Here is a 22,145-nt window from a genome sequence, read left to right as displayed (position 1 = left end):
TGCTATGTTTGATGAGCTTCATGAACATGGTACTCTGATTTCAACCTTATTTATTTTAGTTTCTGCAGTAGTAATATGTTGAAAAAATTGAGTATTTCTCTCGTTGTCGTTTTGATATTTATTGCCAGTGGTTTACGCTGGCTTGGGATTTCTGTTTTTGCGATAGATGATGCATTAGGTGTATCTACAGGCTTGGGGGCTAAAATTGCTTGTTCTGGAAAGTTTGTCGGCGGTTTGTCTGAAGCACAGATTGTATCCGATTTGGCTGGTTATTCGCCGGCTAATAATTTACTAGATATTTATTACCATCAAAGCAGTGTCTCCACCAACTTTCTTGGTTTGTCACAAGCTAGTGCTACTTATCGAAAAGGTTTGGGTTGTACCTTAGATAATGCTCAAGCTACCTTTGATTTAAACAGTTTAACCGTCCCTTCATTTAATTCTTCTTCCTTGTTGTGGCCTGCAGGCGAAACTGTTAATTCTATCGATACCCAATTACAAGCCGTGGTCGATGAAATTATGGCTGCTGACAAATTAGCTGGGTTAGATACCCGAGCCTTATTAGTAGTGAAAGACGGTCAAATCTTGGCGGAAGCATATGGCTCTGGATTTGACCAAAACACACCATTATTAGGTTGGTCTATGGGCAAAAGCTTAACTGCCATAATGTTGGGGCATGCTGTCACAACACGGCAAATTGATTTAAATAGCACTCAGTTATTTACGCCTTGGAAAGGCGACCAAAGAAACCAAATTTCTCTCAAAAGTTTATTGCAAATGTCCTCTGGTTTGGAATTTGACGAGAATTACATACCAGGAACTGATGCGACTCGCATGTTGTTTTTAGAGCCAAGTACATCCCAATTCGCTTTACATAAACCGTCAATTTATCAGGTTGGTGAACATTTCCATTATTCTTCTGGTACCACAAATATATTAATGCGTTACCTTTTTGATTCTTTAGGTGGCGATCCACAAACGCTAATTAATTATTTCTATGAACAAATAGCTCAACCACTAGGAATGGCAAATACAGTATTTGAAGTGGATGCTGAGGGGATTTTTGTTGGTAGTTCATATATATTTTCGTCTGCTAGAGATTGGGCCAGGATGGGATTATTAATGGTTAATCAGGGGGTAATCAATAATCAAAAAGTTTTGAGTCGAGAATGGGTAGAAGCTGCGACTACCCCAAATGAAAGTTTGAATGACGGTAGTTATGGCTTTCAATTTTGGTTAAATACAGGTGGCGATGCTGCTCGTTGGCCAGACTTGCCTGAAGATACATACGCAATGTTGGGAAATCGCAAACAAAGAGTAATGATTTTTCCTACGCACAATACAGTGATCGTTCGATTGGGTTGGGATAGTTCCTATCCTGATGACAAAAATTTTAGCAAAATCCTTGCCGCGTTAAATTAGGCGTTGCTTCAATTTATAGGGCAGTTTTTTTATCGGTTAAAACTAAAGGACATTTTTAATGGCCAAGATTGCCTAATATGATAAGCCACACCATGAGAGCTAGACACAGATTCATACAAATGAAATTCTTTGGCTCGCCAATTAAAATTGGGTTGGATTAATGGGGCTGGTGGGTTTTCATTACATTTACGGGCTAATGTTAAATGGGGTATATAGGGGTGTTTAGGCAGATTAAGCCCTGCAATCTTGGCTATTTTATGTAATTGTTTAGCCAGTTGCTTATGTTGCTCGGCGCTATTTTGACAACCTAACCAAAAGGCTTTTGGTTTAGGCCAATAGCCTACTTGATCTAATGTCACATCAAACTCGGCGATATCTGGCATGTTTTCAATTTCAGTGTTGATGCTATCTAAGTGTTTAGCTGTGACTTGTCCTAAAAAAGCTAAGGTAACATGAAAGTTAGCCGCAGGAACTGGGGCATTAAATTGCGGTAAGGATTTGTGTCGCCACGCATCAATTGCCAATTTTGTTTTGGCATCTGGCGATAAACCTAAAAATGCTCGCATCTATGCATATTCCCTGTTTAGTCGCACACCTTGTGTGCCAAAAAGCTGATATGATCCCAATCAGAAAATATATTTATATCCAATGAGATAGTACTTGTTACCCGTTAGCCAAATTTTACCAGCCTTACATCAACAACTAAATAGCGGTGATGCTATTGTTGTCGCTCCGCCTGGTGCAGGTAAGTCTACCTGTTTACCTTTGTCGTTGTTAACACTTGAGTGTTTTAAACATAAAAAGATTTTGATGCTACAGCCCAGAAGGTTAGCCGCTCGAAATATTGCCACTTACTTAGCTAAGCAACTAAATGAAAGTGTTGGGCAGACAATCGGTTATCGAATTCGAGGTGAAACCAAAGTTAGTGCTCACACTTGTATTGAAATAGTAACAGAAGGTATTCTTACCCGTATGTTACAAAATGAACCTGAGTTACCTGATGTGGCTTTGGTGATTTTTGATGAATTTCATGAGCGCAATATCCATGCAGATTTCTCCTTGGCCTTATGTCTTGAGGTGCAACAAGCACTGAGGGATGATCTCAGGTTATTAGTGATGTCAGCCACCTTAGATGTACAAGCCATCCAAACTTTAATGCCTCAGGCTAAGTTATTAGAATCTCAGGGGCGAACCTATCCAGTAGAAATCGAATACCGAGTGGGTCATTCAAGTTTGCCTTTAGCCGAAAATATCAGCCGTGTAGTGATTGAGGTGTTTGCTAAGCATCAAGGAGACGGTTTAGTGTTTTTGCCGGGCGCGGCAGATATTAATAAAACTGCAGAAAAGCTAAAGCAACATTTTTCAGCTGATGTGTCGGTACATTGTTTGTATTCAGAACTAGCAAAACAACAACAGGATTTAGCTCTACAGCCAGATAAAAATGGTAAACGAAAAATAGTACTAGCCACCAACATTGCTGAAACCAGTTTAACCATTGAAGGTATCGAATTTGTTGTCGACAGTGGGGTGGAAAAAACTGCGGTATTTCATCTCAATCGTGGCATCACTCATCTGCAAACTAAAAAAATATCTCAAGCTTCAGCGATACAAAGAGCCGGGCGAGCAGGGCGTTTAGGCCCTGGTACTTGTTATCGATTATGGAGTAAAGAACAACAAGACAGACTAACACCTCAATCAATACCAGAAATATTGCAAACCGACATGAGTAGCTTCATGTTAGAAAGTGCAATCTGGGGCGCACCAGTCAAAGAATTAAGTTTGATCGATTACCCTACTGATGCTCAATTAGCCCAAGGTAGTGATTTTTTAAAGCAGTTAGGTTTGCTTGACAGATCACAAAACATTACTCCTTTAGGCAGGCAAGTTCATGGTTTAAGCGGACACCCTTCTATCGCAGTCATGCTGCTGAAAAGCAAAGAGATAAGCCAGGCTCATTTGAGTTTGGCTTGTACTTTAGCCGCTTTATTTGAAAGTAAAGACCCACTACCACGTACAAGCAGTCAAATTATTGGAGCTGAAATTTCAGCCCGCCTGCATTTTTTGTTAACACAAAAAAATCATGCTATTTGGCAAATCATAAAACAGTGGCATAAAAAACTAAATTGCCAATTACCTGCAAACCCAGCATCTGGCTGGCCATTTGAAGATGTGGCTGTATTGGTAGGTTTTGCTTACCCACAGTGGTTAGCTAAACAAAGAAGTGCTGAACGTTATCAGCTAGCAAATGGGGCTGGGGCTGTTTTGCAACGTGATGATGCGCTGCTTGCGCAAAAATGGTTGGCCGTAGGGACTATGACTTCAAGTGATAGCCAGCAAGATAATGCTCAAATACGTTATGCTGAACCAATTAGTTTAAAACAAATAGAGCAACATTTTTCTCATCTAATTAATCAACAAGAAATGTTAGAGTGGGAAGATACTCAGCAAAAAATTGCCGCGTATTCTATTAAGTCACTAGGCAAAATCACCATTGTAAAACAGCCTTTGGCAAAACCATCTAGCCAACAAATCTGTGATATTTGGCAACAAGTGATTACTAAAAAAGGTATACAAGATTTGCCCTTTGATGAAACAACTTGGCAGTTTGTTTATCGGGTGCGTTTGGCGAAAGAATTGCAAATTGAAGGAGTGTTAGCAGATTTTTCTGACGCTGGTTTATTGGCATCTATGGACTCTTGGTTATTACCGTATTTAAATAATGTCACTAGTTGGGCGCAATTATCTCAATGTAATTTTAGCGGCCAATTAAAGGCTTTGTTAGATTATCCTGAGCAACAAATTTTAAATGAACATCTACCAGAGGTGTTGGCTTTACCTAGTGGTCGTAATAGTCGCCTATATTATTTTGCTCCAAGAATTGAAGATTCAATAAATGAAGGTTCAGAATCAAACAATACAAAAGTGACTTTGTCGGTACGTATGCAAGAACTTTATGGGCTAAAGCAGCATCCAAAGGTTAATAAAGGTAAGTTGGCGCTAACTATTGAATTACTGTCTCCGGCCCAGAGGCCATTACAAACCACCCAAGACTTACCTGGATTTTGGAATGGCTCTTACAAAGAGGTTCAAAAAGAAATGAAAGGCCGTTATCCTCGACATTTCTGGCCTGATGATCCTGTCAACTCTCAAGCTACCACCACAACTAAAAAAAGAATGTTAATGAATGAGCAAAACCGTGCCTAAAAAAACAACTAAAACCACAGCCGACACTAAACCGTCCTTTTGGCAACGAATGAATCCATTTCGTTGGTTTTTTCGTAACTGGTTTAAATTATTTGTTGTGGGCGCGTTAATATTAGGCGGTTACTGTGTTTACTTAGATGCGCAAATTAGTAAAAAGTTTGCTGGCAACAAATGGCAAGTCCCGGCGCAAATATTTGCACGACCACTTTACTTGGCCCTCAAACAAGAAATTACTATTAACGAAATTGAAGAAGAATTAACCCTGCTTGGTTACCGCAAAGTTACACGGGCTCAAGGCTCAGGTGAATATCAAGTTTTAGGTAACCGTATTCGTATCCAAAGACGCCAATTTGATTTCCCCCATGGTGCAGAAGATTTACGTTTTATAGAAGTGACGTTAAGTAAACAACGGGTTAGTAAAATTCAAGATTTGACCACGAGAGAGTCTATTAATAGTTTTTATCTTGAACCTTGGTTGGTCACCCGCCTTCAAAGTAGTGATCGCGAAGACCGCATGTTAGTTGATATTCATGATGTGCCTCCACTATTAACCCAGGCTTTAGTTGCAGTGGAAGACAACGACTTTTATCAGCATTTTGGTATTGCCCCTTTATCGATTATGCGCGCCTTGATAGCCAATGTATCAGCAGGTAGAACTGTACAAGGTGGAAGTACCTTAACCCAACAGTTAGTTAAAAATCTGTTTTTAACCCGCGAACAAACCATTAGCCGCAAAGCTAAAGAAGCTTTAATGGCGCTTATCATTGAGTTTAGATACAGCAAAGACGTGATTTTAGAAGCCTACCTAAATGAAGTATTTTTAGGCCAAAATGGCGATACAGGTGTACATGGTTTTGGCCTGGCTAGCTATTTCTATTTTGACCGCCCGTTAAATGAATTACGTGTTGAAGAAATGGCAATGTTGGTGGGCATTATCAAAGGCCCCTCCTATTACAATCCTAAAAGGTATCCAGAAAGAGTAAAAACTCGTCGTGATTTAGTGTTACGCATGATGTTTGAAGATCATCTGCTAACCTCCAATGAATACGAAGAACTGGTAGCTAAACCCATTAAATTAGCCACAGGGGCAAGTCTTAAAAAAGACAAACATCCTGCTTTTATGGATATGGTTAGAAGAGAGTTAAAACAGGTATTAGATAATCCCAATATCAGGCAATCCGGCTTAAAAGTTTTTACCACGCTAGATTCTAATGCTCAATTAAAAGCTGAAAAAGCCGTGGCTGCGGGAGTGATAAAGCAAGAAAAACGCATAGGTAAAACAGGCTTTGAAGCCGCTATGATCATTACCGATATTGATTCAGGCGAAGTGCGCTCAATTGTAGGGGGCCGCAAAGTTGATTATGCAGGTTTTAACCGCGCCTTGGATGCCAAACGAGCCATAGGGTCATTAATTAAACCCGCTATTTATTTAACGGCTCTTGAACAAGCTGCAGACTATAACCTAGCCACCTTGTTAACCGACGAACCCATTAAACTCAAAAGTACCGAAGGTAAGTTATGGCAACCACAAAACTCCGATAAAAAATTCCGTGGCCAAGTACCTTTACTCACAGCCTTAACCAAATCACTCAATGTACCAACCGTGACCTTGGGCATGAACTTAGGTTTAGGCACTATTGCAGATACCATATGGCGCTTAGGTGTTGAAGAAGATATAGCTCTTTATCCAGCCATGACACTAGGCGCGGTAAATTTTTCGCCTTTGCAGGTCAATCAAATGTATCAAACCATGGCCAATAATGGGCGGTATATTCCCTTACATTCCATCACGGCCATAATGTCGCCAGACAATAATTTATTGTGGCATTTTGACCAAGCACCCGAACAAAGAGTGGATGAACAAGCCAGTTATTTGCTGAATTATGCACTGCATAAAGTCACTTTAGAGGGCACAGCTAAATCCATTAGAAGCAAATTTCCAGACATTAACATGGCAGGCAAAACCGGCACTACCGACGATTATCGCGATAGCTGGTTTAGTGGCTTTGATAAAAATATCTTGATCACCAGCTGGATAGGTAAAGACAACAACCAACCTGTGAATTTGAGTGGCGCAAGTGGTGCCATGCAGTTATTTATTGGTTATCAACAACAGCAAGAGCCTAAGTCGTTGGTCAGGCGTTTTCCATCAGGGTTAGCAATTACTCACTTCGACATGGAAACAGGAAAGTTGAGTAAAGCTGGCTGTAAAGACACTTACAGTGTGCCAGCCATTACCGATGCTTTACCGCCAACACCTAAAAAGTGTTTTGGAGAGTCACGAGTGCCAGAGAAACCAAAAAGTTGGTGGCAAAAAATATTTGACTAATTGGAAATTAGCGTGAATTTAGAAGCATAGCTGCGCTACTAAGATTAAAAGTATTCACTTCGTTCACCAAGCATGCGTTTTGCTTACTGCAATCCATTGCATATTCTCACCCAGCAGGGATGCTGTTTGAAAATACGTCAGGTTTACGGTGAACGTAGTGAATATCATAAGCGCAGCGTCTAAAGTGACGCACCATGCTCTTGATTTAGTCGCGAATCCAATTTTCCGTATTTCAAATAGCCTTGTCAGATGCTCAGACATGGACGTCTGGGCAAGGCGAATAGCTTTACATGGATGTTACCTTTCGCCGCTCTGGCATTGAAGGCTATTTTGAATATGGCCAAAAAATTGGTTGGAGCAGAGATTTTCTTGGTTACTTATTTTGTCGTTTGAAAAGAAGTAACTGGTGTGGCAGGGATGCCACATCAAAAATGTCAGGATAACAGTGAACGTAGTGATTGCTCTGAGGGCGTAGCCCATGCTTTGTGTGCGAAGCACATAAGTTAACCTTTAAACCCTTTACCTACTACATACACTTCACGTGATCTTGGACGTGATGCTTGTGGTTTGCGGATCACTACTTTGTTGAACGATTGTCGTACATCTTTTACGTATTCTTCATAGCCAACACCTTGGAATACTTTTGCACAAAAGTTACCGTTGGGTTTAAGTACGTTGCGGGCCATGTCCAGAGCTAACTCTACAAGATATATTGACGAGTATTGGTCTGTGGTTTTTACCCCGCTTAAATTAGGGGCCATGTCTGACACAACCACATCTACCTTTTCGCCATTTAAAGCGGTCAAAATTTCGTTGTATACCGATTCTTCGGTGAAATCACCTTGAATAAAGTGAGCGCCGATTATGCTGTCCATATGCAGAATATCTGATGCAATTAAATGGCCTGAATCACCGATTATGGGGGCGATAACTTGTGACCAGCCTCCGGGAGCAGAACCCAGATCCATCACAATTTTACCTGGTTGAAACAGCTTGTCCTTGTCGTTTATTTCAATCAGTTTATAACTTGCGCGCGAGCGGTAACCATCAGCTTGGGCTTTTTTTACATAGGGATCACTGACGTGTTCGTCCATCCATTTTTTACTGCTTGCTGATTGGGCCATAAATTACTCAAGTGTTGGTATTTCTGCGATTGGCGCTATTGTAAGCCTGCTCGCTTAATTTGCCAATTCCATAGATGGTTAATGTTTGATTTTTTAGATTAATAGCAATTGACTGTTTTTGCCTGACTTAAATCAAGCAAGGAGATACAATTGTGCTCTGAAGTTACAAAGACAAATTTTAGGGTAAGTTGATATGAAGTTAGATGATGTTAAAAAGCTGCACCAAAAAAAGTACCGTGTGCAGTTTGGTCATTATCTAGTGGAAGGTGAGCATCTCATTTTAGAGTTGCAAAAAGCCTTAACATCTCAATTGAATGTTTCAACTATCAGTTTATACGTGACCGAAGAATACCAAGAATGGGCAAACAAGCTTGATCCCGTATTTGAGATTCATGTGGTTAGTAAAAAACATATGGGGCAACTGAGCAATACTAAGTCGCCTCAAGGGTTAGTGGCTTGTGTGCCTCTGCCCGCTGAATTAACACTTTCGTCGTCGCAATCTATAGCAAAGCCAACTAGCCAGAAAAAAGGTGAGCGCTGTGTATACCTACATGAAGTACAAGATCCTGGTAACTTAGGCACCATATTACGTACCTTAGCTTGGTTTGGAGGGTTTCGATTGTTGCTAAGCGCTAACAGTGTCGACCCTTTTAATCCCAAAGTGGTGAGATCTAGCATGGGCGCTATTTTTCATGTACCCATTGAGTTAGATGTTGAGCTAGATGAATTACAAACTCGCTTTAATAAGTTTGCCTACTTAGACATGCAAGGTACACAAGTTAATTCCTCTGAGTTTGCCAATTACGAGTGTTACTTATTTGGTAATGAAGCGCGAGGCGTACCTTCTACTGCGTTAGCTGATTGTAACGCCCAAGCTTTCACTATTCCTGGGAACGGCAGTATCGATTCATTGAATTTAGCCAGTGCAGTGAATATGTGTGTTTATCAATTGTCTATTTGATTTCTTAAAAGCATGGGCTACGCCCACTTTTTATTCACTTCGTTCACCGCAATCCATTGCGTTTTTGATAAAGCATCCCTGCTTCACCAGTTACTTTTAAAAAGACTCAAAAGTAACCAAAAGGTCTTTTTGCTCCACAAACTTTCCTATTCTAAAAAGACCTATCCTTTAATGTCGAACCGGGCATATGCCGCATCCCTGCTATAAAAGATGCCCTTGTCCAAGCATCCATGCTTGGATATTCGACAAGAACAGGTCTTTTTAGGAAAAGTTTCAGTCGCGATAAAATCAAAAGCATCGGCGCTGCCGATAAAGAAAATAGCTTTGTTATTAACCCGTGGAGAGCAAGCCTAATTTTAGTAAAAACGGCTCTACTGAAAAAGCGGTTATTAATTTAACTATGGAAAATATTTTGCACATGGTTTTTAATAGGAAGCAGAAAAGTCGCGTTAAAGTCAGGCCTCCTTTTGCTTTTGAAATATGCGTATTCTTGATAGCAGAATAGTAAAAAATACATAATAAAATCAAAAGGTAAATACTGATGATGACTAAATTAAAAATCAAATCGAGAAGTTATATATACGACATGCTCGATAATAAGCGTTATACGTTTTATCAAAGGTAAGGAGTACCATCATGAAGTATCAAAATAATGTTGAACCAGAAAATTGCACGGGTATGGAAGATATTCGAGCTGAAATTGACAAAATGGATCGAGATATCATCGCCATTTTAGGCAAACGATTCGAGTATGTTAAATCGGCTGCAAAGTTTAAAACATCAGAAACATCTGTTCGCGCCCCTGAACGATTCAAATCTATGTTGGAGCAACGTAGAACTTGGGCGTCAGCTGCAGGTTTAAGTCCTGACGCTATCGAAAAAATGTATCGTGATTTGGTTAATCATTTTATTAAAGAAGAAATGACTAAGTGGGAATCCGAGACAGCAAACGTATAACAAGCTGTTCAAGCGGGACTTCTAACAGTTGGCTAGTTTCGCTCCGCTCAACATTTTAGCCAACAATAATTTTCCCCTTAACAGGGCGTTATTGACTAAACAGACCCACATTTCATTTTTGTCTATGGCGCAGCCATGCTTTTGTTTTCCTCGCGACTGAAACTTCACCTAAAAACGCCTAGCCTTGTCGAATGTCCAAGCATGGATGCTTGGATAAGGGCATCTTTCATAGCATGGACGCGGCTTATGCCCGGTTCGACATTTAAGGATAGGTATTTTTAGACTTGTGAAGTTTGTGGAGCAAATGACCTTTTGGTTACTTTTGAGTCTTTTTAAAAGTAACTGGTGCGGCATGGACGCCGTATCAAAAACGTCAGGATGACGGTGAACGAAGTGCATATTTTAGTGAGCGTAGCCCATGCTCCTGTCATATTCTAAATTAATTGCTTATTTAACATTCTGTTAAAAGAAACATTTATTAAATTCTGCTAAAATCCGCGGCTAATTTTTGAACACTCTTAAATAATCGGGGAATCCAAATGTTTAATTTGATCACCAGCAAAGATAGCAACGTGAAAAACGATGTGCTGTCTGGGATCACAGTTGCTTTAGCACTAGTGCCAGAAGCAGTGGCCTTTGCCTTTGTCGCAGGTGTTGAGCCTATGGTGGGTTTATATGCTGCGTTTATGATGGGGCTAATTACCTCTATTGCTGGTGGTAGGCCGGGTATGATTTCTGGTGCAACCGGTGCCACTGCTGTGGTGATGGTGGCTTTAGTTGCCCAGCATGGCATTCAGTATTTATTTGCTGCTGTTTTGTTGGCTGGGGTATTACAAATGTTGGCCGGTGCGTTTAAGTTAGGTAAGTTTATTCGGCTGGTGCCATACCCGGTTATGCTCGGATTTGTCAACGGTTTAGCCATAGTGATCTTTTTGGCTCAACTCGGCCAATTTAAAATATTGGATAACTTAGGTAATTTGCAGTGGATGCAGGGTGACATGCTCTACATCATGCTTGGTTTAGTCTTGTTGACAATGGCTATTATCTTCTTTTTACCTAAGTTAACCACAGCGGTCCCCGCGTCTTTGGTCGCAATTGTGGGCGTGACTGTTTTAGTGCATTGGTTGGATTTAGAGGCCAGAACCGTAATCGATTTTGTACGTGACATGTTGCCAGAAGACCAAAAAGCCGCGGCTACTTTAGCCGGTGAATTACCCACATTTTCAATTCCTATGGTGCCATTCACCTTTGAAACTCTATACATCATATTGCCAACTGCTGTGATTATCGCCTTGATTGGTTTAATAGAATCTTTGTTAACTTTGTCGCTTATTGATGAGATGACAGATACCCGTGGCCAAGGTAACAGAGAATGTTTAGGTCAAGGTTTAGCCAATACAGTAAACGGTTTCTTTGGCGGTATGGGTGGTTGTGCCATGATTGGTCAAAGTATGATTAATATTAACTCTGGTGGGCGTGGTCGTTTATCGGGCATTACCGCGGCTGTTGTATTGTTAGGTTTTATTTTGTTTGCTGCACCATTAATTGAAATGATCCCATTAGCCGCTTTAGTAGGTGTGATGTTTATTGTGGTAATTGGTACCTTTGAATGGGCATCATTTAGAATTATTCGCGGTGTAAATAAAGAAGATGCTTTTGTATTGTTTTTAGTGACAGCTATCACTGTTATTGCTGATTTAGCTATTGCGGTAGTGGTGGGTGTGATTGTTTCAGCCTTGGTATTTGCATGGAAACACGCTACTCATATTCATGCGAAAACCCATGAGGACAAAGACGGTTGGAAAGTGTACGAGCTTGAAGGTCCGTTATTTTTTGGTTCAGTTTTGCATTTTAAAGAATTGTTTGATCCGCAAAACGACCCCCAAGATGTGGTCATCGACTTTAATGAGTCAAGGGTTTGGGATTCATCGGGTGTTGATGCCATAGACGGATTGGCAGATAAATATGCTCAGCAAGGCAAAAAATTACATATAAGGCATATTAGTCCTGAATGTCGGGAATTGATGACTAAAGCACAAGAATATGTTGAGATGAATTTGAATGAAGATCCACGTTATCATGTGGCATCTAACAAGTTAGGTTGATAAATTAACCAATAACTCAGTCTGGCGACAAAACTTAGGGATATATGTCTACTTAGTCTAAAGTAAATATTTATGCCTACTAGTTTTGTTGCTACTAAGTTTTTTAATCAATAAGTATATTTTCGCAGTTGGAACTGGTTTTATTAAAAGGAGAGTTAATGTACGACACCAATATATTGATCATTGACGATGACACTATCACTCTTGAGTTGCTGCAAGTGGTGTTAGAGGAAATAACTTCCGGCAAGATTATTAGTTTTTCAGATAGTAAACAGGCTTTAGATTTTGTTAATTCTAGCCAGATGGATTCTGTGTCTTTGGTGATTTGTGATTGGCTAATGCCTGATGTCAGTGGTTTAGACATACTGGCTGCATTGCGGATAAAACATAGTAATACACCTTTTTTAATGTTGACCGCCAATGCAACTAAAGAGCTGGTGGTTGACTCAATGCGTTTAGGTGCAACGGATTTTATTGTAAAACCTTTTCATACCAATAGTTTATTAAGTAAAGTAGAACGTTTAATCCGAGATGCGGATTAAATTTTTTAAACCCAATAATTAACCTTTCAATTTAAGTGAACCTTGCATGTTGTTTGACCAAATAATCGATAGAAAACCAACTTACTCTTTCAAATGGGAAAAATATAAAGGCCAAGATATTTTGCCTATGTGGGTGGCCGATACCGAATTTAAATGTGCTCAACCTATTTTAAATGCCCTGCAGGCGCGCACTGATCATGGGCTTATGGGTTACACCTTGCCGGCACATCACCAAGCTGCAAATCAAGCGGTAGTTGACTGGTTAGCTCGTCAATATGGTTGGGAAATTTCGGCTGATTGGATAGTTTGGACACCAGGCGTAGTACCTGCGTTTAATGTGGCGTGTAAGGCATATTGCCAGCCAGGTGACAAGGTGATGATCCAAACCCCAAATTATCCACCTTTGTTGGCTGCACCTAAAATTAATGGTTTGCAGCGAGTAGATATTGGCACAGTTGAAGAAAATGGACGTTGGACTATAGATTTTTCTGAATTAGAAAAACAAGCTGCAGATCCAGCTTGTAAGTTGTTTATCGTGTGTAACCCTATGAACCCTGTGGGTTCAGTGTTTAGTACCGAAGAGTTAGCTAGAGTGACACAAATCTGTGTCGATAATGATGTATTACTTTGTTCTGACGAAATCCATTGCGATTTAATTTTAGACGAAAACGCTTCTCATCTACCAGCGGGGAAGATTCCCGAATTTAATGGTAAAGTAGTGACTCTAATGGCTGCCAGTAAAACCTTTAATATAGCGGGTTTAGGTACCTCTTTTGCCATAATTGAAGATCCAAAAACCAGATTACAATTTATCAATGCAGCTAAAGGCATTATGCCTTGGGTAACTGTATTAGGCCTTGAGGCCACACTGGCTGCTTTCACTGAATGTGATGAATGGCATCAAGCTTTGATAACTTATTTACGTGGAAACTTAGATTATTTAACCACCGAAATTAACAAAATTGATGGGCTAAAGTTGATCCCGCCGCAAGCCACGTTTTTAGCTTGGATTGATGCTAGTGGTTTAGGTGTTGATAATCCTCAGAAATATTTTGAAGACAAGGGGGTAGGTCCTTCGCCTGGCGCTGATTTTGGTGATAAAAACTTTATACGGATAAATTTTGGTTGCCCCAGAGAGCAGTTAGAGCAAGCTATCGTTCGTCTAACAGCTTAGTTAGTATTCTGTGTTTTTCTTGCCTTGTATGCACTGTGCAAGGCAAGGCATAGTCTGGTAGTTTTTAGATTGTAGGTTTTCATATGATGTCCCCCTCATCCAACTTTTTAGGATTAACTCCAATATTTGTGTTTGTGGCACTTGTGGTGGGCTCTAGTGCTATTACCCAAGATTTTACTACTATGCCGATATTGGTGGCATTTACCTTAAGTACGGCCTATGCCTTTATGTTAAATAGCCCAAATCGCCAGTTTTCCTTTGCCGAAAAAATAGAAGTATTTTGTAAAGGAGGAGGTGACAAAACCATCATTCTGCTTGGCATGATATTTTTGTTAGCCGGAGCTTTTTATGCGGTCACAATTGATATTGGTGCCCGCGATGCCACAGTAAATTGGGCATTGCATTACATTCCTACCGCTTGGTTGTTGCCAGGCTTGTTTGTTATTACCTGTTTCATCGCATTTGCCATGGGCACTTCCATGGGAACCATCACTGCCATCACGCCCATTGGCATAGGTTTGGCTGAGAGTTTAGGTTTACCTATTTCGTTAGTGGTTGGAATTGTGGTGGGCGGTGCTATGTTTGGGGATAATTTGTCATTTATTTCAGACACCACAATTGCTGCTACTCAAACTCAAGGGGTGAAACTTAGAGATAAGTTTAAAGCCAATATATATATCGTATTACCAGCAGCTTTGGTCACCATTATCTTGTTAATGACAGTGAGTTTAGGTGGCACAATAGACATCACGCAGAACAACTATGATCTAACATTAATTCTCCCTTACATTGTGATTATAGTCAGTGCCTTATGCGGCTTACATGTGATATCTGTATTGGGAGTAGGCATTGCATCAGCTTGTGTAATTGGCTTAGTTAAGGGCATATTTACTTTTCCTTCCATGCTGAAAAGTATTCAAACCGGCATGGGCTGGATGCAAGACATGGTGGCGATAGCGTTAATGATTGGCGGATTAGTGGCTTTAATGCAAGCTTATGGCGGGTTGGCCTGGTTAATTCAAAGTATTCAAAAACGAGTGAAAAGCGCTAAGGGAGCCGAGGCGGGGAGTGCCATGTTAGTCAGTTTTTTAGATGTGGCGACCGCAAACAATACTATAGCCATTGTGACAGCAGGGCCAATCGCTAAAAACTTTAGTCAGTCATTTGAGGTTGACCCTAAACGCACCGCAAGTATTTTAGATATTTTTTCTTGTGGCTTTCAAGGGCTCGTGCCTTATGGAGGTCAGCTCTTAGCCGCTGCTAGTTTAGCTGGTGTGTCACCTTTTGCATTAACACCCTATTGTTGGTATCCAATGTTAATCTTACTTTTGGGGGGTATCTCTATTTTTACTGGTATTCCAAGGTTTGCCTCTAGCGCTAACAATAATTAACCAGAGCAAAGTTTTTTGCTAGGATAGTAAAATCAACATCTCAAGATGAGAGTTATGCCAAAATTTGAATCTTCAGCCCACGACGCTTTAAGTGAATTGTGTGACTCACCCGCTCTATCTATCGCTTTACAGCCTTACCCTTTTATTCAGGGGAGCGTATTTGCTGTTTGTGCTGCGCCTGAAATTCCCATGCCAGAAGTCTGGTTGCCTTGGATTATCAAAACTAAGAAGCAATTAGCCAACGAACAACAGGCCGATCAGTTAACTGACTTATTAATGAAATTACTTAAACATCAATTAAAAGATATGAGTGACGAAAAAATTCATCTGCCTAAAGGTGTCAATTTTGCCGGTGATATTTCGACTGATAGCCAATTATCTTTGTGGTGCCAAGGCATGTTGATGGGTCATAGCCAGTTAGAAGCTGTATGGCAAAATGCATGGGATAAAATGAAAGTCACAGACCCCAAAAAAATAACTCAACTACAAAAAGACCTCTCCCATTGTTTATACATGTTTACTACTTTTGCCGACATTCCTTTAGCCCTCAAACAGGCAGAAGCCAGAGGCAATGATCAATTATTAAACATATTGCCAAAGATATTTTTATCGTTTGAGCAAAGTTTAAAAACCTATGTAGGGCTATCTGGCAGGCTGGTGGATTTTTTACCGAATCAGTTTGAAACCTTTAAAGAATAAAGCTTCTACGAGTTACTAGCTGCGAGCTTGAAGCAAAAGGTAAAGGGAAAAACTAAAAGAATATTGAACCACGGAGAACACAGAGAGCACAGAAGAAAAGTCAGAAAATTGCAAATTTAGGGCTGTTAAGATTTAAACCCTCTTTTGATTTCTCATCCGCTTTTCTCTGTGTAGCGAAGCCTCTTTTTCTTCTGTAATTACTATTTTTGGCTCTTATCTTTTTTGTCGGCTGCAGCAATCTTCGAGCTTGAGAAATGCCCAAGTAAAATACAAAACTAATAGTGTAACTTGAGCTAACATTTATTAGTTCAGACTTGACCTAAGCTTTTCTTCTTAAAAACATGCTCGCAACTAGCAACTAGCAACTAGCAACTAGCAACTAGCAACTAGCAACTAGCAACTAGCAACTAGAGCCTAGTTGCGAATCGTTTTCTTTGCTCCCAAAGCCATAACAGCACCAAACTTCCTCCAAACATGGGAAACAAAACCCCTAAAGCAATGATGAGTGAAACTAAGGTTTTGTCTACATTGAAGCGGGCCGGCACTTTGGGGATACTCCAGCTGCCTTTTCTTTTTCGTTTAAGATAAGACACTAAACCTGCCGAAGTGGCAATAATAAACGCCAAGCCAATAAAGATCATAACCCACCAATTGGCGGCACCATATTCACCTTGGTGCAGGCGCATGAATATTTGTCTTAGCTCCATCAAAATTCCTACATCATCCCAAGTGTAAGACTTTACAATTTCGCCGCTGAATTGGTCTAAATGGATCATCTGTTGATCATCTAACCACAAAGCGTGATTTGAAATGCTATACACACCAGTGGGGGAGCTGGGGAAGTTAATCGATATCTGACCTGGCAGTTTATAGCCCTGTGCGATATCAACAATTTGATCTAAGTCCAAAGGGGAGTGTTGTTGATTCGGTGTAGAGCTTAAGCCTTGACTGCTGCGCCAGTATTTTGGATAACCACTGTCGGTTTGGGTTTGCACCCATTTAAGTTGGCTGCCGAATACATCTGTCCATGGCATGCCTCCAGCTAACACAGCTAACATGACCAAAGATAACCAAAAACCTGTCACTGCATGTAAATCTCGCCAAAACAGGCGTTTGCCTTTATTGGTGCGAATAGTAAAAAAACCGGCTGCACTACTTTCTGTAGTCTTTGCAGATGCATGGGGCCACCAAACGTAAAGCCCCGTTAGAATTAACACCACGAACCAACTGGCTACTAGCTCCACAGCTAAGGTGCCTGGTTTGCTAAGCAATATTTCTCCATGCAATTTTCGAACGGTGTACATCAAGGTTTGTGTTTGATCCACTTGCCCAGTGACTTTTCCCGAATAAGGATTAAGGTACAAAGCGTTCGTCGCTCGGCCTTGACCCTTCACTTTAAATTCAGTGGCTTGGTCATGTGAGGTAGGTAAAGTGACTGCTACAATCGGCTTGTTAGCACTTTGCTGAGCTGCAACTAACTGCTGCTGGTAACTTAGCGCTGGCTTATTGTTTGGAGTAACTTCTAGTGTTGACTGATAAACCTGTTGGTTATAATCCGTTTTAAATAAATAAATCACACCTGTCGTTGCTAGAAGTAGCATAAACGGCAATGTAATCAGCCCAGCAATAACATGCCATTTCCATAACCACTGATTGAGTTGTACGTTCTTTTTCATAATATTTAACTCCGACTAAAAGGTGTAAGAAACACCGGCGTAAAAAGTACGGCCGTCTATGGTTCTGAATGTCATTCTTCCACGGCTATAAGTGGCACGATCTTCCATAGTGTCGGTTAGGTTTAAGCCGTGGAACCAAACTCGCCATTGAGCAAATTCGTAATTTATTCTTAGGTTAATACGATCACCTCGGGTGAATTTAGATTCAGGTGAGTTCACTGCGTCAGCAAAATAATGACTGTACATATCGGCTTCAAGCTCGGCGGACAATCCAGCCATGGGTAGCCAAGCGACGCGCATATTTAGGTGGTGATCGGGAGAGCGGCGTAATACTTTTCCAGATAAATCGTCATCAGCTCCTGGGGTGCTTTGTACAAAAGAATCATAAGTGTTGTCGGTAAATGTGTGGGTTAAGCCGGCACGCCATTGGGCATCTTTAGGCGCATATTCAATCACGGTTTCTATGCCTTTTATGTCTACTTTTCCGGCGTTGGTGGTGAGTTGGTATTCTTGCTCCTGTTCATCCACTACACGCACAAACTCTTGAGTGACCAAATAGTTACTGATTTTGTTTTGATAAATAGAGGTATCGTAATGCCAATTTTTCCAAGAGCCGCGAAAACCCATTTCAATGTTGCGAGCTTCTTCTGATTTTAAATCTGGATTGCCATCTTCCATATCAAATAGATGTCCCATGTTGGGTGCATAAAAACCTTCAGATATACCTAACCACAGCATGTTGTCTGGGCTAAGTTGGTAGGTCACACCAAGCTTAGGAGAGGTGTCAGAAAAACTGGCGTTTTGTGAGTAAAGGCTTGATGAGAGTTTTATATCTTCATGCCTTAAACCGGCTGTTAGTGTGATCTGCTCAGTGGCGTGAATTTGGTATTGGCCAAAATAAGCGTTAACGGATAACTCGTTTGTATAGGGAGTGAAAGTGCCAGATAAACTAGCGTCACCTCGGGCATATTGTTTAACATTTTGGCTGCTATCGTATCTATCTAATCCCACCACTATATCGGCACTGTCTAAGTCGTGGCGATACATAAGTTTGCCATTGTAAGCTAAGTCGTTTTCATCTTGTGGCCCCGAAAAGCGAGATTCACCTATTGTGTCTTTTTCTCGTCTAACTAGTTGAGCTTCAATTTTGCCCGATTCAGTTAAGTGGTCGACTTTCACTGATATGGCATTTTGTTGTAGATCGGTAGAAGAGCTTAGCCCTCCAGCTTGGGTTGGATCTTCTGCCATTTGTTCGGCAGTTAAATCCCCCCTAGCAATCACAGTTTCGTCTAAATATTCGAATCTAGTACTGATGCGGGTGATATCTGAAGGGTGGAAAATCAATTTGCCACTGGCTTGGTCACGGTCATTTTGAGATAAGTCTCGTAAACCTTCTAAGTTACGAGTATTCAAATCAAAAAAGTAACCTATGTTGTTGACCTTACCACCTGTATTGATACCGGCTCTTAAGCGATTAAAATCACCAGCTTCTACAGATATTTTAGTTTCTGGTGTGTTTGGCGCATCACGACTGACTACATTAACCACACCACCAAAGGCATTATTGGCATACAAGGCTGAGGCTGGACCTTTAATTATTTCGACTCTTTGAATGTCAGAGGTGTTAGTTCTATCTAACCTTTGCGTGGCGCCTTCATAAGGACTTTCTAGCGGCATGCCATCTAACATGGGGATAGTGTAGCTTTTACCACCATCGGGTATACGTAAGTTTCGCACTTGGGTTTCACCAGGAATGCGATCTAAAAACTCATTGGGGCCAACAAAACGTAATCTTTCTATTTCTGCTCTGCCTACTACGTGAGTATTAGCAGGTAATTCTTTGAGACTAATACCGCCTAAATCGGCATCTTCGGTGGCGGCTTTGCCTAATACTGTAATGCTTTCTATGGTGTTGAATTGAGTGTTTTTATTCTGCACTTTGTGGTTATTTACAAGGGCGGCGGCATACACGCCTGATGAATTAAGGCCAAGCAAAATTGCGCTGGCAATAAGGTTCAATTTTATTGTCATGGGTAAAACTTCTTAAATTGTAAATTCAATGAGATAACTGGCGGATCAATGCCAATATCGAGATGTTTTATATCAAGTTGAATTTAAACAAGTGGTGAGGCGCGAGTTTGTGCTGTTTGATAAGGATAAGCTGTGTATGGCCTTTGGGCGAGAGTCAGAACACTAGCCCGATAGGCTATGTTTTTTACGGTGTTAATTAAGTCGTGAGTTTTTTGTTTATCATGATCATTAATATATACAAATGAACAATCTAGATTATGAATATTGTCTGGGGCATCTGCTGGCGCATCAATAAAAATCACTTTACCTAATTCATAAAAATCTGTGGCAGAAATCCATTTAAAGGTGCTGCCAGTACAAATCATCATGGCATCAACAGATGCATATTGCTGGGCATTATTGACTTTCCACGACGAAGCCAACACAGGAGCTGTGCTATTAAAAACTAAAGCCAAGAGGACAAATGAGGCTAAATATTTTCGTGCTTGGGTGAAAAAGTATGGCAAGTTAGTGAGTAGGATTTGTTATTTTAATAGCGCTATACTAAGTGTAAATTAATGGGTATAGCAACTACCTAATGTAAAATAAAAAATATTTTTCTATTCATAGCTTGCATTCCCTTATCCCCCCCTTATATCTAGCTAGACCAAAATAAATAGGATCTGTTTGAATGTTAGTTGTTATTTCGCCCGCTAAAAATCTCGATTACGACACCCCTGCAGCCACTGATATTTTTACCCAACCGCAAATGTTAGATGACTCGAAAACCTTGATTGAGCGTTGTCGAAAATTAACCCCAGCTGATATTTCAAGCTTGATGAAAATTAGTGACAAGTTAGCTGGACTGAATGCAGATCGATATGCTGGTTGGCAATTGCCGTTTGATACAAACAATGCCAAACAAGCAGTACTAGCATTTAATGGTGATGTCTATTCAGGTTTAGATGCCAGTTCTTTTCAGCCTAAAGATTTTGACTATGCACAGCAACATTTACGTATTTTGTCTGGCCTATATGGACTATTACGCCCATTAGATTTAATGCAGGCATACCGACTTGAAATGGGCACCAAGTTAGATATTAGGGAGCATAAGAACCTTTATCAATTTTGGGGAGACAAAATCACCACTGAATTGAATAAAGCCGTTGCAGCCCAAGGTGATAATGTTGTGGTCAACCTTGCCTCTACTGAATACTTTAAGTCAGTTAAACCTAAATTATTAGACGCCCAGATATTCACTCCCGTTTTCCAAGATTGTAAAAATGGTCAGTACAAAGTGATTAGTTTTTATGCCAAAAAAGCCCGTGGTTTGATGGCTAGGTATATTTTACAAAACCAAATTAGTGATATTAGTGAATTGAAAAAATTTGATGTGGCGGGTTATCAATTTTCTATTGAAAAAAGCCAAGGTAGTGACCTAGTGTTTACTCGCGAAGAGCAGTGATAGTCTTTAATACTTTCTGCACGTCTGCACGATCTATTCCTTCTAAACGGCTTTAAGTATTTTAATAATTCCTAAATAATATTAAATAATCGTCTTTGTTTAAATTGAGATGTAACATTTTATTAACAAGTGTTATAAAAGATTATCAATTTAGCGAGGTGTTTATGCTGTTTTCTAAATTTACATGTAAAGGTTTTCAGCCTTTAAAAATAAGATTCTTTTTACTATCAGGCTTGTACTTTTTGTTCGGCCTATCGCAACAAACTTTCGCTAACGAACAAAACCTAAACTCCAAATATTCATACTTTGTTGATGGTGAACCTGTCGGTAATTGGGCAGTTGTGTTGTCTGATGAAGATAACTGGATGTTATCTGTCCCCGAAAAAGAAGGTGTGTCAGCGGGTAACCGCTTAAAAATGACTCGCACAGCTTACAAAGAAAAAGACGATGCCGTTGCCTTAAAATGGGGCCGAAAAAAAGGTAAGGCTAGCTTTTCACTGTACGGTCCAGCAATTGATTTATCTGAGTTGGCAAATAGATCTGCGCTCACTATGGAAATAAAAGTTAAGAAAAAACCTAAAGGTACAGTCTCTTTAGGAATGGATTGTGGTTACCCTTGCCGCGGCGAGTTAAATATTCAAAAGACCTTACGCCAATTAAAAATAAGTGAGTGGACTACTTACCCTATTCCTATCGATTGTTTTGCCGCTAAAGGTTTAGATCTTAGAAAGATTAATGCTATTTTTATGTTGAGCACAGATAAACCTTTTGAAGCACAAGTTGCTAATATTAGGCTTGAGTTGTTACCTGAAGGGGCGCCAACTTGTACCAAATAACGCCAAAAACCAAGGGTAATTTTTAATAATCATTAAATTACATTACATAATGGTAGCTATAGTCATTCATTTGATACATTTGTTTAACAAAATGTGGTTTTGACTAAAGTTTAACTATTAATTTAATTGAAAACGTTAGCAAAGCGATATTTATTGATCACGGTTACCTTAATTTAATCTAGGTAATTATACTTACCGCATTGATTTTGAAGAAGTTTTATTGTTTCGAAATTACGATTTTTCATAATGT

18 protein-coding genes are annotated in these 22,145 nt (G+C 40.1%); 12 read left to right on the top strand and 6 right to left on the bottom strand.

Going from position 1 to position 22,145, the window contains the following annotated elements:
• The first annotated feature begins 75 nt into the window (after nucleotides 1-75).
• Entirely contained in the window at nucleotides 76-1,422 is a 1,347-nt protein-coding gene (locus tag L0668_RS11730) for a serine hydrolase domain-containing protein (RefSeq protein ID WP_235312785.1), read from the top strand.
• A 29-nt stretch (nucleotides 1,423-1,451) separates the two neighbouring features.
• On the opposite strand, the gene thpR is transcribed toward L0668_RS11730, so the two are convergent.
• Entirely contained in the window at nucleotides 1,452-1,988 is a 537-nt protein-coding gene (gene thpR, locus L0668_RS11725; protein ID WP_235312784.1) for an RNA 2',3'-cyclic phosphodiesterase, read from the bottom strand.
• A 94-nt stretch (nucleotides 1,989-2,082) separates the two neighbouring features.
• Between thpR and hrpB the strand changes: the two genes are divergently transcribed.
• Nucleotides 2,083-4,626 (top strand): ATP-dependent helicase HrpB, encoded by a 2,544-nt coding sequence (gene hrpB / locus L0668_RS11720; protein WP_235312783.1) that lies wholly within the window; start codon nucleotides 2,083-2,085, stop codon nucleotides 4,624-4,626.
• Nucleotides 4,607-6,955, top strand: coding sequence for a penicillin-binding protein 1B (gene mrcB, locus L0668_RS11715; RefSeq protein WP_235312782.1), 2,349 nt, complete (start codon nucleotides 4,607-4,609; stop codon nucleotides 6,953-6,955). Before hrpB ends, mrcB begins: the two co-directional genes overlap by 20 nt.
• 503 nt (nucleotides 6,956-7,458) lie before the next feature.
• Here mrcB and rlmE read toward each other — a convergent pair.
• Nucleotides 7,459-8,079, bottom strand: a complete 621-nt coding sequence (gene rlmE / locus L0668_RS11710; RefSeq protein ID WP_235312781.1) for a 23S rRNA (uridine(2552)-2'-O)-methyltransferase RlmE — start codon at nucleotides 8,077-8,079, stop codon at nucleotides 7,459-7,461.
• Between the two features lie 193 nt (nucleotides 8,080-8,272).
• Here rlmE and L0668_RS11705 point away from each other — a divergent pair, with 193 nt between their 5' ends.
• Nucleotides 8,273-9,040, top strand: coding sequence for a TrmH family RNA methyltransferase (locus tag L0668_RS11705; RefSeq protein WP_235312780.1), 768 nt, complete (start codon nucleotides 8,273-8,275; stop codon nucleotides 9,038-9,040).
• A 636-nt stretch (nucleotides 9,041-9,676) separates the two neighbouring features.
• Nucleotides 9,677-9,997 (top strand): isochorismate lyase, encoded by a 321-nt coding sequence (locus tag L0668_RS11700; protein ID WP_235312779.1) that lies wholly within the window; start codon nucleotides 9,677-9,679, stop codon nucleotides 9,995-9,997.
• Nucleotides 9,998-10,018: 21 nt separating this feature from the next.
• On the opposite strand, the gene L0668_RS11695 is transcribed toward L0668_RS11700, so the two are convergent.
• A complete protein-coding gene (locus tag L0668_RS11695) occupies nucleotides 10,019-10,165 on the bottom strand; it encodes a hypothetical protein (protein ID WP_235312777.1) in 147 nt (48 codons plus the stop codon).
• A gap of 371 nt (nucleotides 10,166-10,536) precedes the next feature.
• On the opposite strand from L0668_RS11695, the gene L0668_RS11690 reads away from it, so the two are divergent.
• The 5 genes from L0668_RS11690 to L0668_RS11670 all read left to right on the top strand — a co-directional run bounded on the left by L0668_RS11690 (nucleotide 10,537) and on the right by L0668_RS11670 (nucleotide 15,908).
• Complete coding sequence (locus tag L0668_RS11690; RefSeq protein WP_235312775.1) at nucleotides 10,537-12,102, top strand: SulP family inorganic anion transporter; 1,566 nt, start codon at nucleotides 10,537-10,539, stop codon at nucleotides 12,100-12,102.
• A gap of 158 nt (nucleotides 12,103-12,260) precedes the next feature.
• A complete protein-coding gene (locus L0668_RS11685) occupies nucleotides 12,261-12,644 on the top strand; it encodes a response regulator (RefSeq protein ID WP_235312773.1) in 384 nt (127 codons plus the stop codon).
• Nucleotides 12,645-12,690: 46 nt separating this feature from the next.
• Nucleotides 12,691-13,818 carry a MalY/PatB family protein gene (locus L0668_RS11680; RefSeq protein ID WP_235312770.1) on the top strand — a complete coding sequence of 376 codons (1,128 nt, stop codon included), beginning with the start codon at nucleotides 12,691-12,693 and terminating at the stop codon, nucleotides 13,816-13,818.
• A gap of 83 nt (nucleotides 13,819-13,901) precedes the next feature.
• Nucleotides 13,902-15,209 carry a Na+/H+ antiporter NhaC family protein gene (locus L0668_RS11675; protein WP_235312768.1) on the top strand — a complete coding sequence of 436 codons (1,308 nt, stop codon included), beginning with the start codon at nucleotides 13,902-13,904 and terminating at the stop codon, nucleotides 15,207-15,209.
• 54 nt (nucleotides 15,210-15,263) lie between these two features.
• On the top strand, nucleotides 15,264-15,908 hold the full coding sequence (locus tag L0668_RS11670) for a UPF0149 family protein (RefSeq protein WP_235312765.1): 645 nt from the start codon (nucleotides 15,264-15,266) through the stop codon (nucleotides 15,906-15,908).
• 407 nt (nucleotides 15,909-16,315) lie between these two features.
• Here L0668_RS11670 and L0668_RS11665 read toward each other — a convergent pair whose 3' ends face one another.
• The 3 genes from L0668_RS11665 to L0668_RS11655 all read right to left on the bottom strand — a co-directional run bounded on the left by L0668_RS11665 (nucleotide 16,316) and on the right by L0668_RS11655 (nucleotide 20,040).
• Nucleotides 16,316-17,584 carry a PepSY-associated TM helix domain-containing protein gene (locus L0668_RS11665; RefSeq protein WP_235312764.1) on the bottom strand — a complete coding sequence of 423 codons (1,269 nt, stop codon included), beginning with the start codon at nucleotides 17,582-17,584 and terminating at the stop codon, nucleotides 16,316-16,318.
• 15 nt (nucleotides 17,585-17,599) lie between these two features.
• The gene (locus tag L0668_RS11660) at nucleotides 17,600-19,615 is read right to left on the bottom strand and encodes a TonB-dependent receptor family protein (protein WP_235312762.1); all 2,016 of its coding nucleotides are present in this window, start codon (nucleotides 19,613-19,615) and stop codon (nucleotides 17,600-17,602) included.
• Between the two features lie 83 nt (nucleotides 19,616-19,698).
• Nucleotides 19,699-20,040 carry a hypothetical protein gene (locus L0668_RS11655; protein ID WP_235312760.1) on the bottom strand — a complete coding sequence of 114 codons (342 nt, stop codon included), beginning with the start codon at nucleotides 20,038-20,040 and terminating at the stop codon, nucleotides 19,699-19,701.
• Nucleotides 20,041-20,285: 245 nt separating this feature from the next.
• Here L0668_RS11655 and yaaA point away from each other — a divergent pair, with 245 nt between their 5' ends.
• Both yaaA and L0668_RS11645 read left to right on the top strand, forming a co-directional pair.
• Nucleotides 20,286-21,059 carry a peroxide stress protein YaaA gene (yaaA, locus tag L0668_RS11650; protein ID WP_235312758.1) on the top strand — a complete coding sequence of 258 codons (774 nt, stop codon included), beginning with the start codon at nucleotides 20,286-20,288 and terminating at the stop codon, nucleotides 21,057-21,059.
• Between the two features lie 164 nt (nucleotides 21,060-21,223).
• Complete coding sequence (locus L0668_RS11645) at nucleotides 21,224-21,895, top strand: putative glycoside hydrolase (protein ID WP_235312757.1); 672 nt, start codon at nucleotides 21,224-21,226, stop codon at nucleotides 21,893-21,895.
• The last annotated feature ends 250 nt before the right edge of the window (nucleotides 21,896-22,145 follow it).

The organism is Paraglaciecola algarum (assembly GCF_021532655.1).
Classification (GTDB): Bacteria; Pseudomonadota; Gammaproteobacteria; order Enterobacterales; family Alteromonadaceae; genus Paraglaciecola; species Paraglaciecola algarum.
This window is presented reverse-complemented; position numbering and strand designations above follow the sequence as displayed.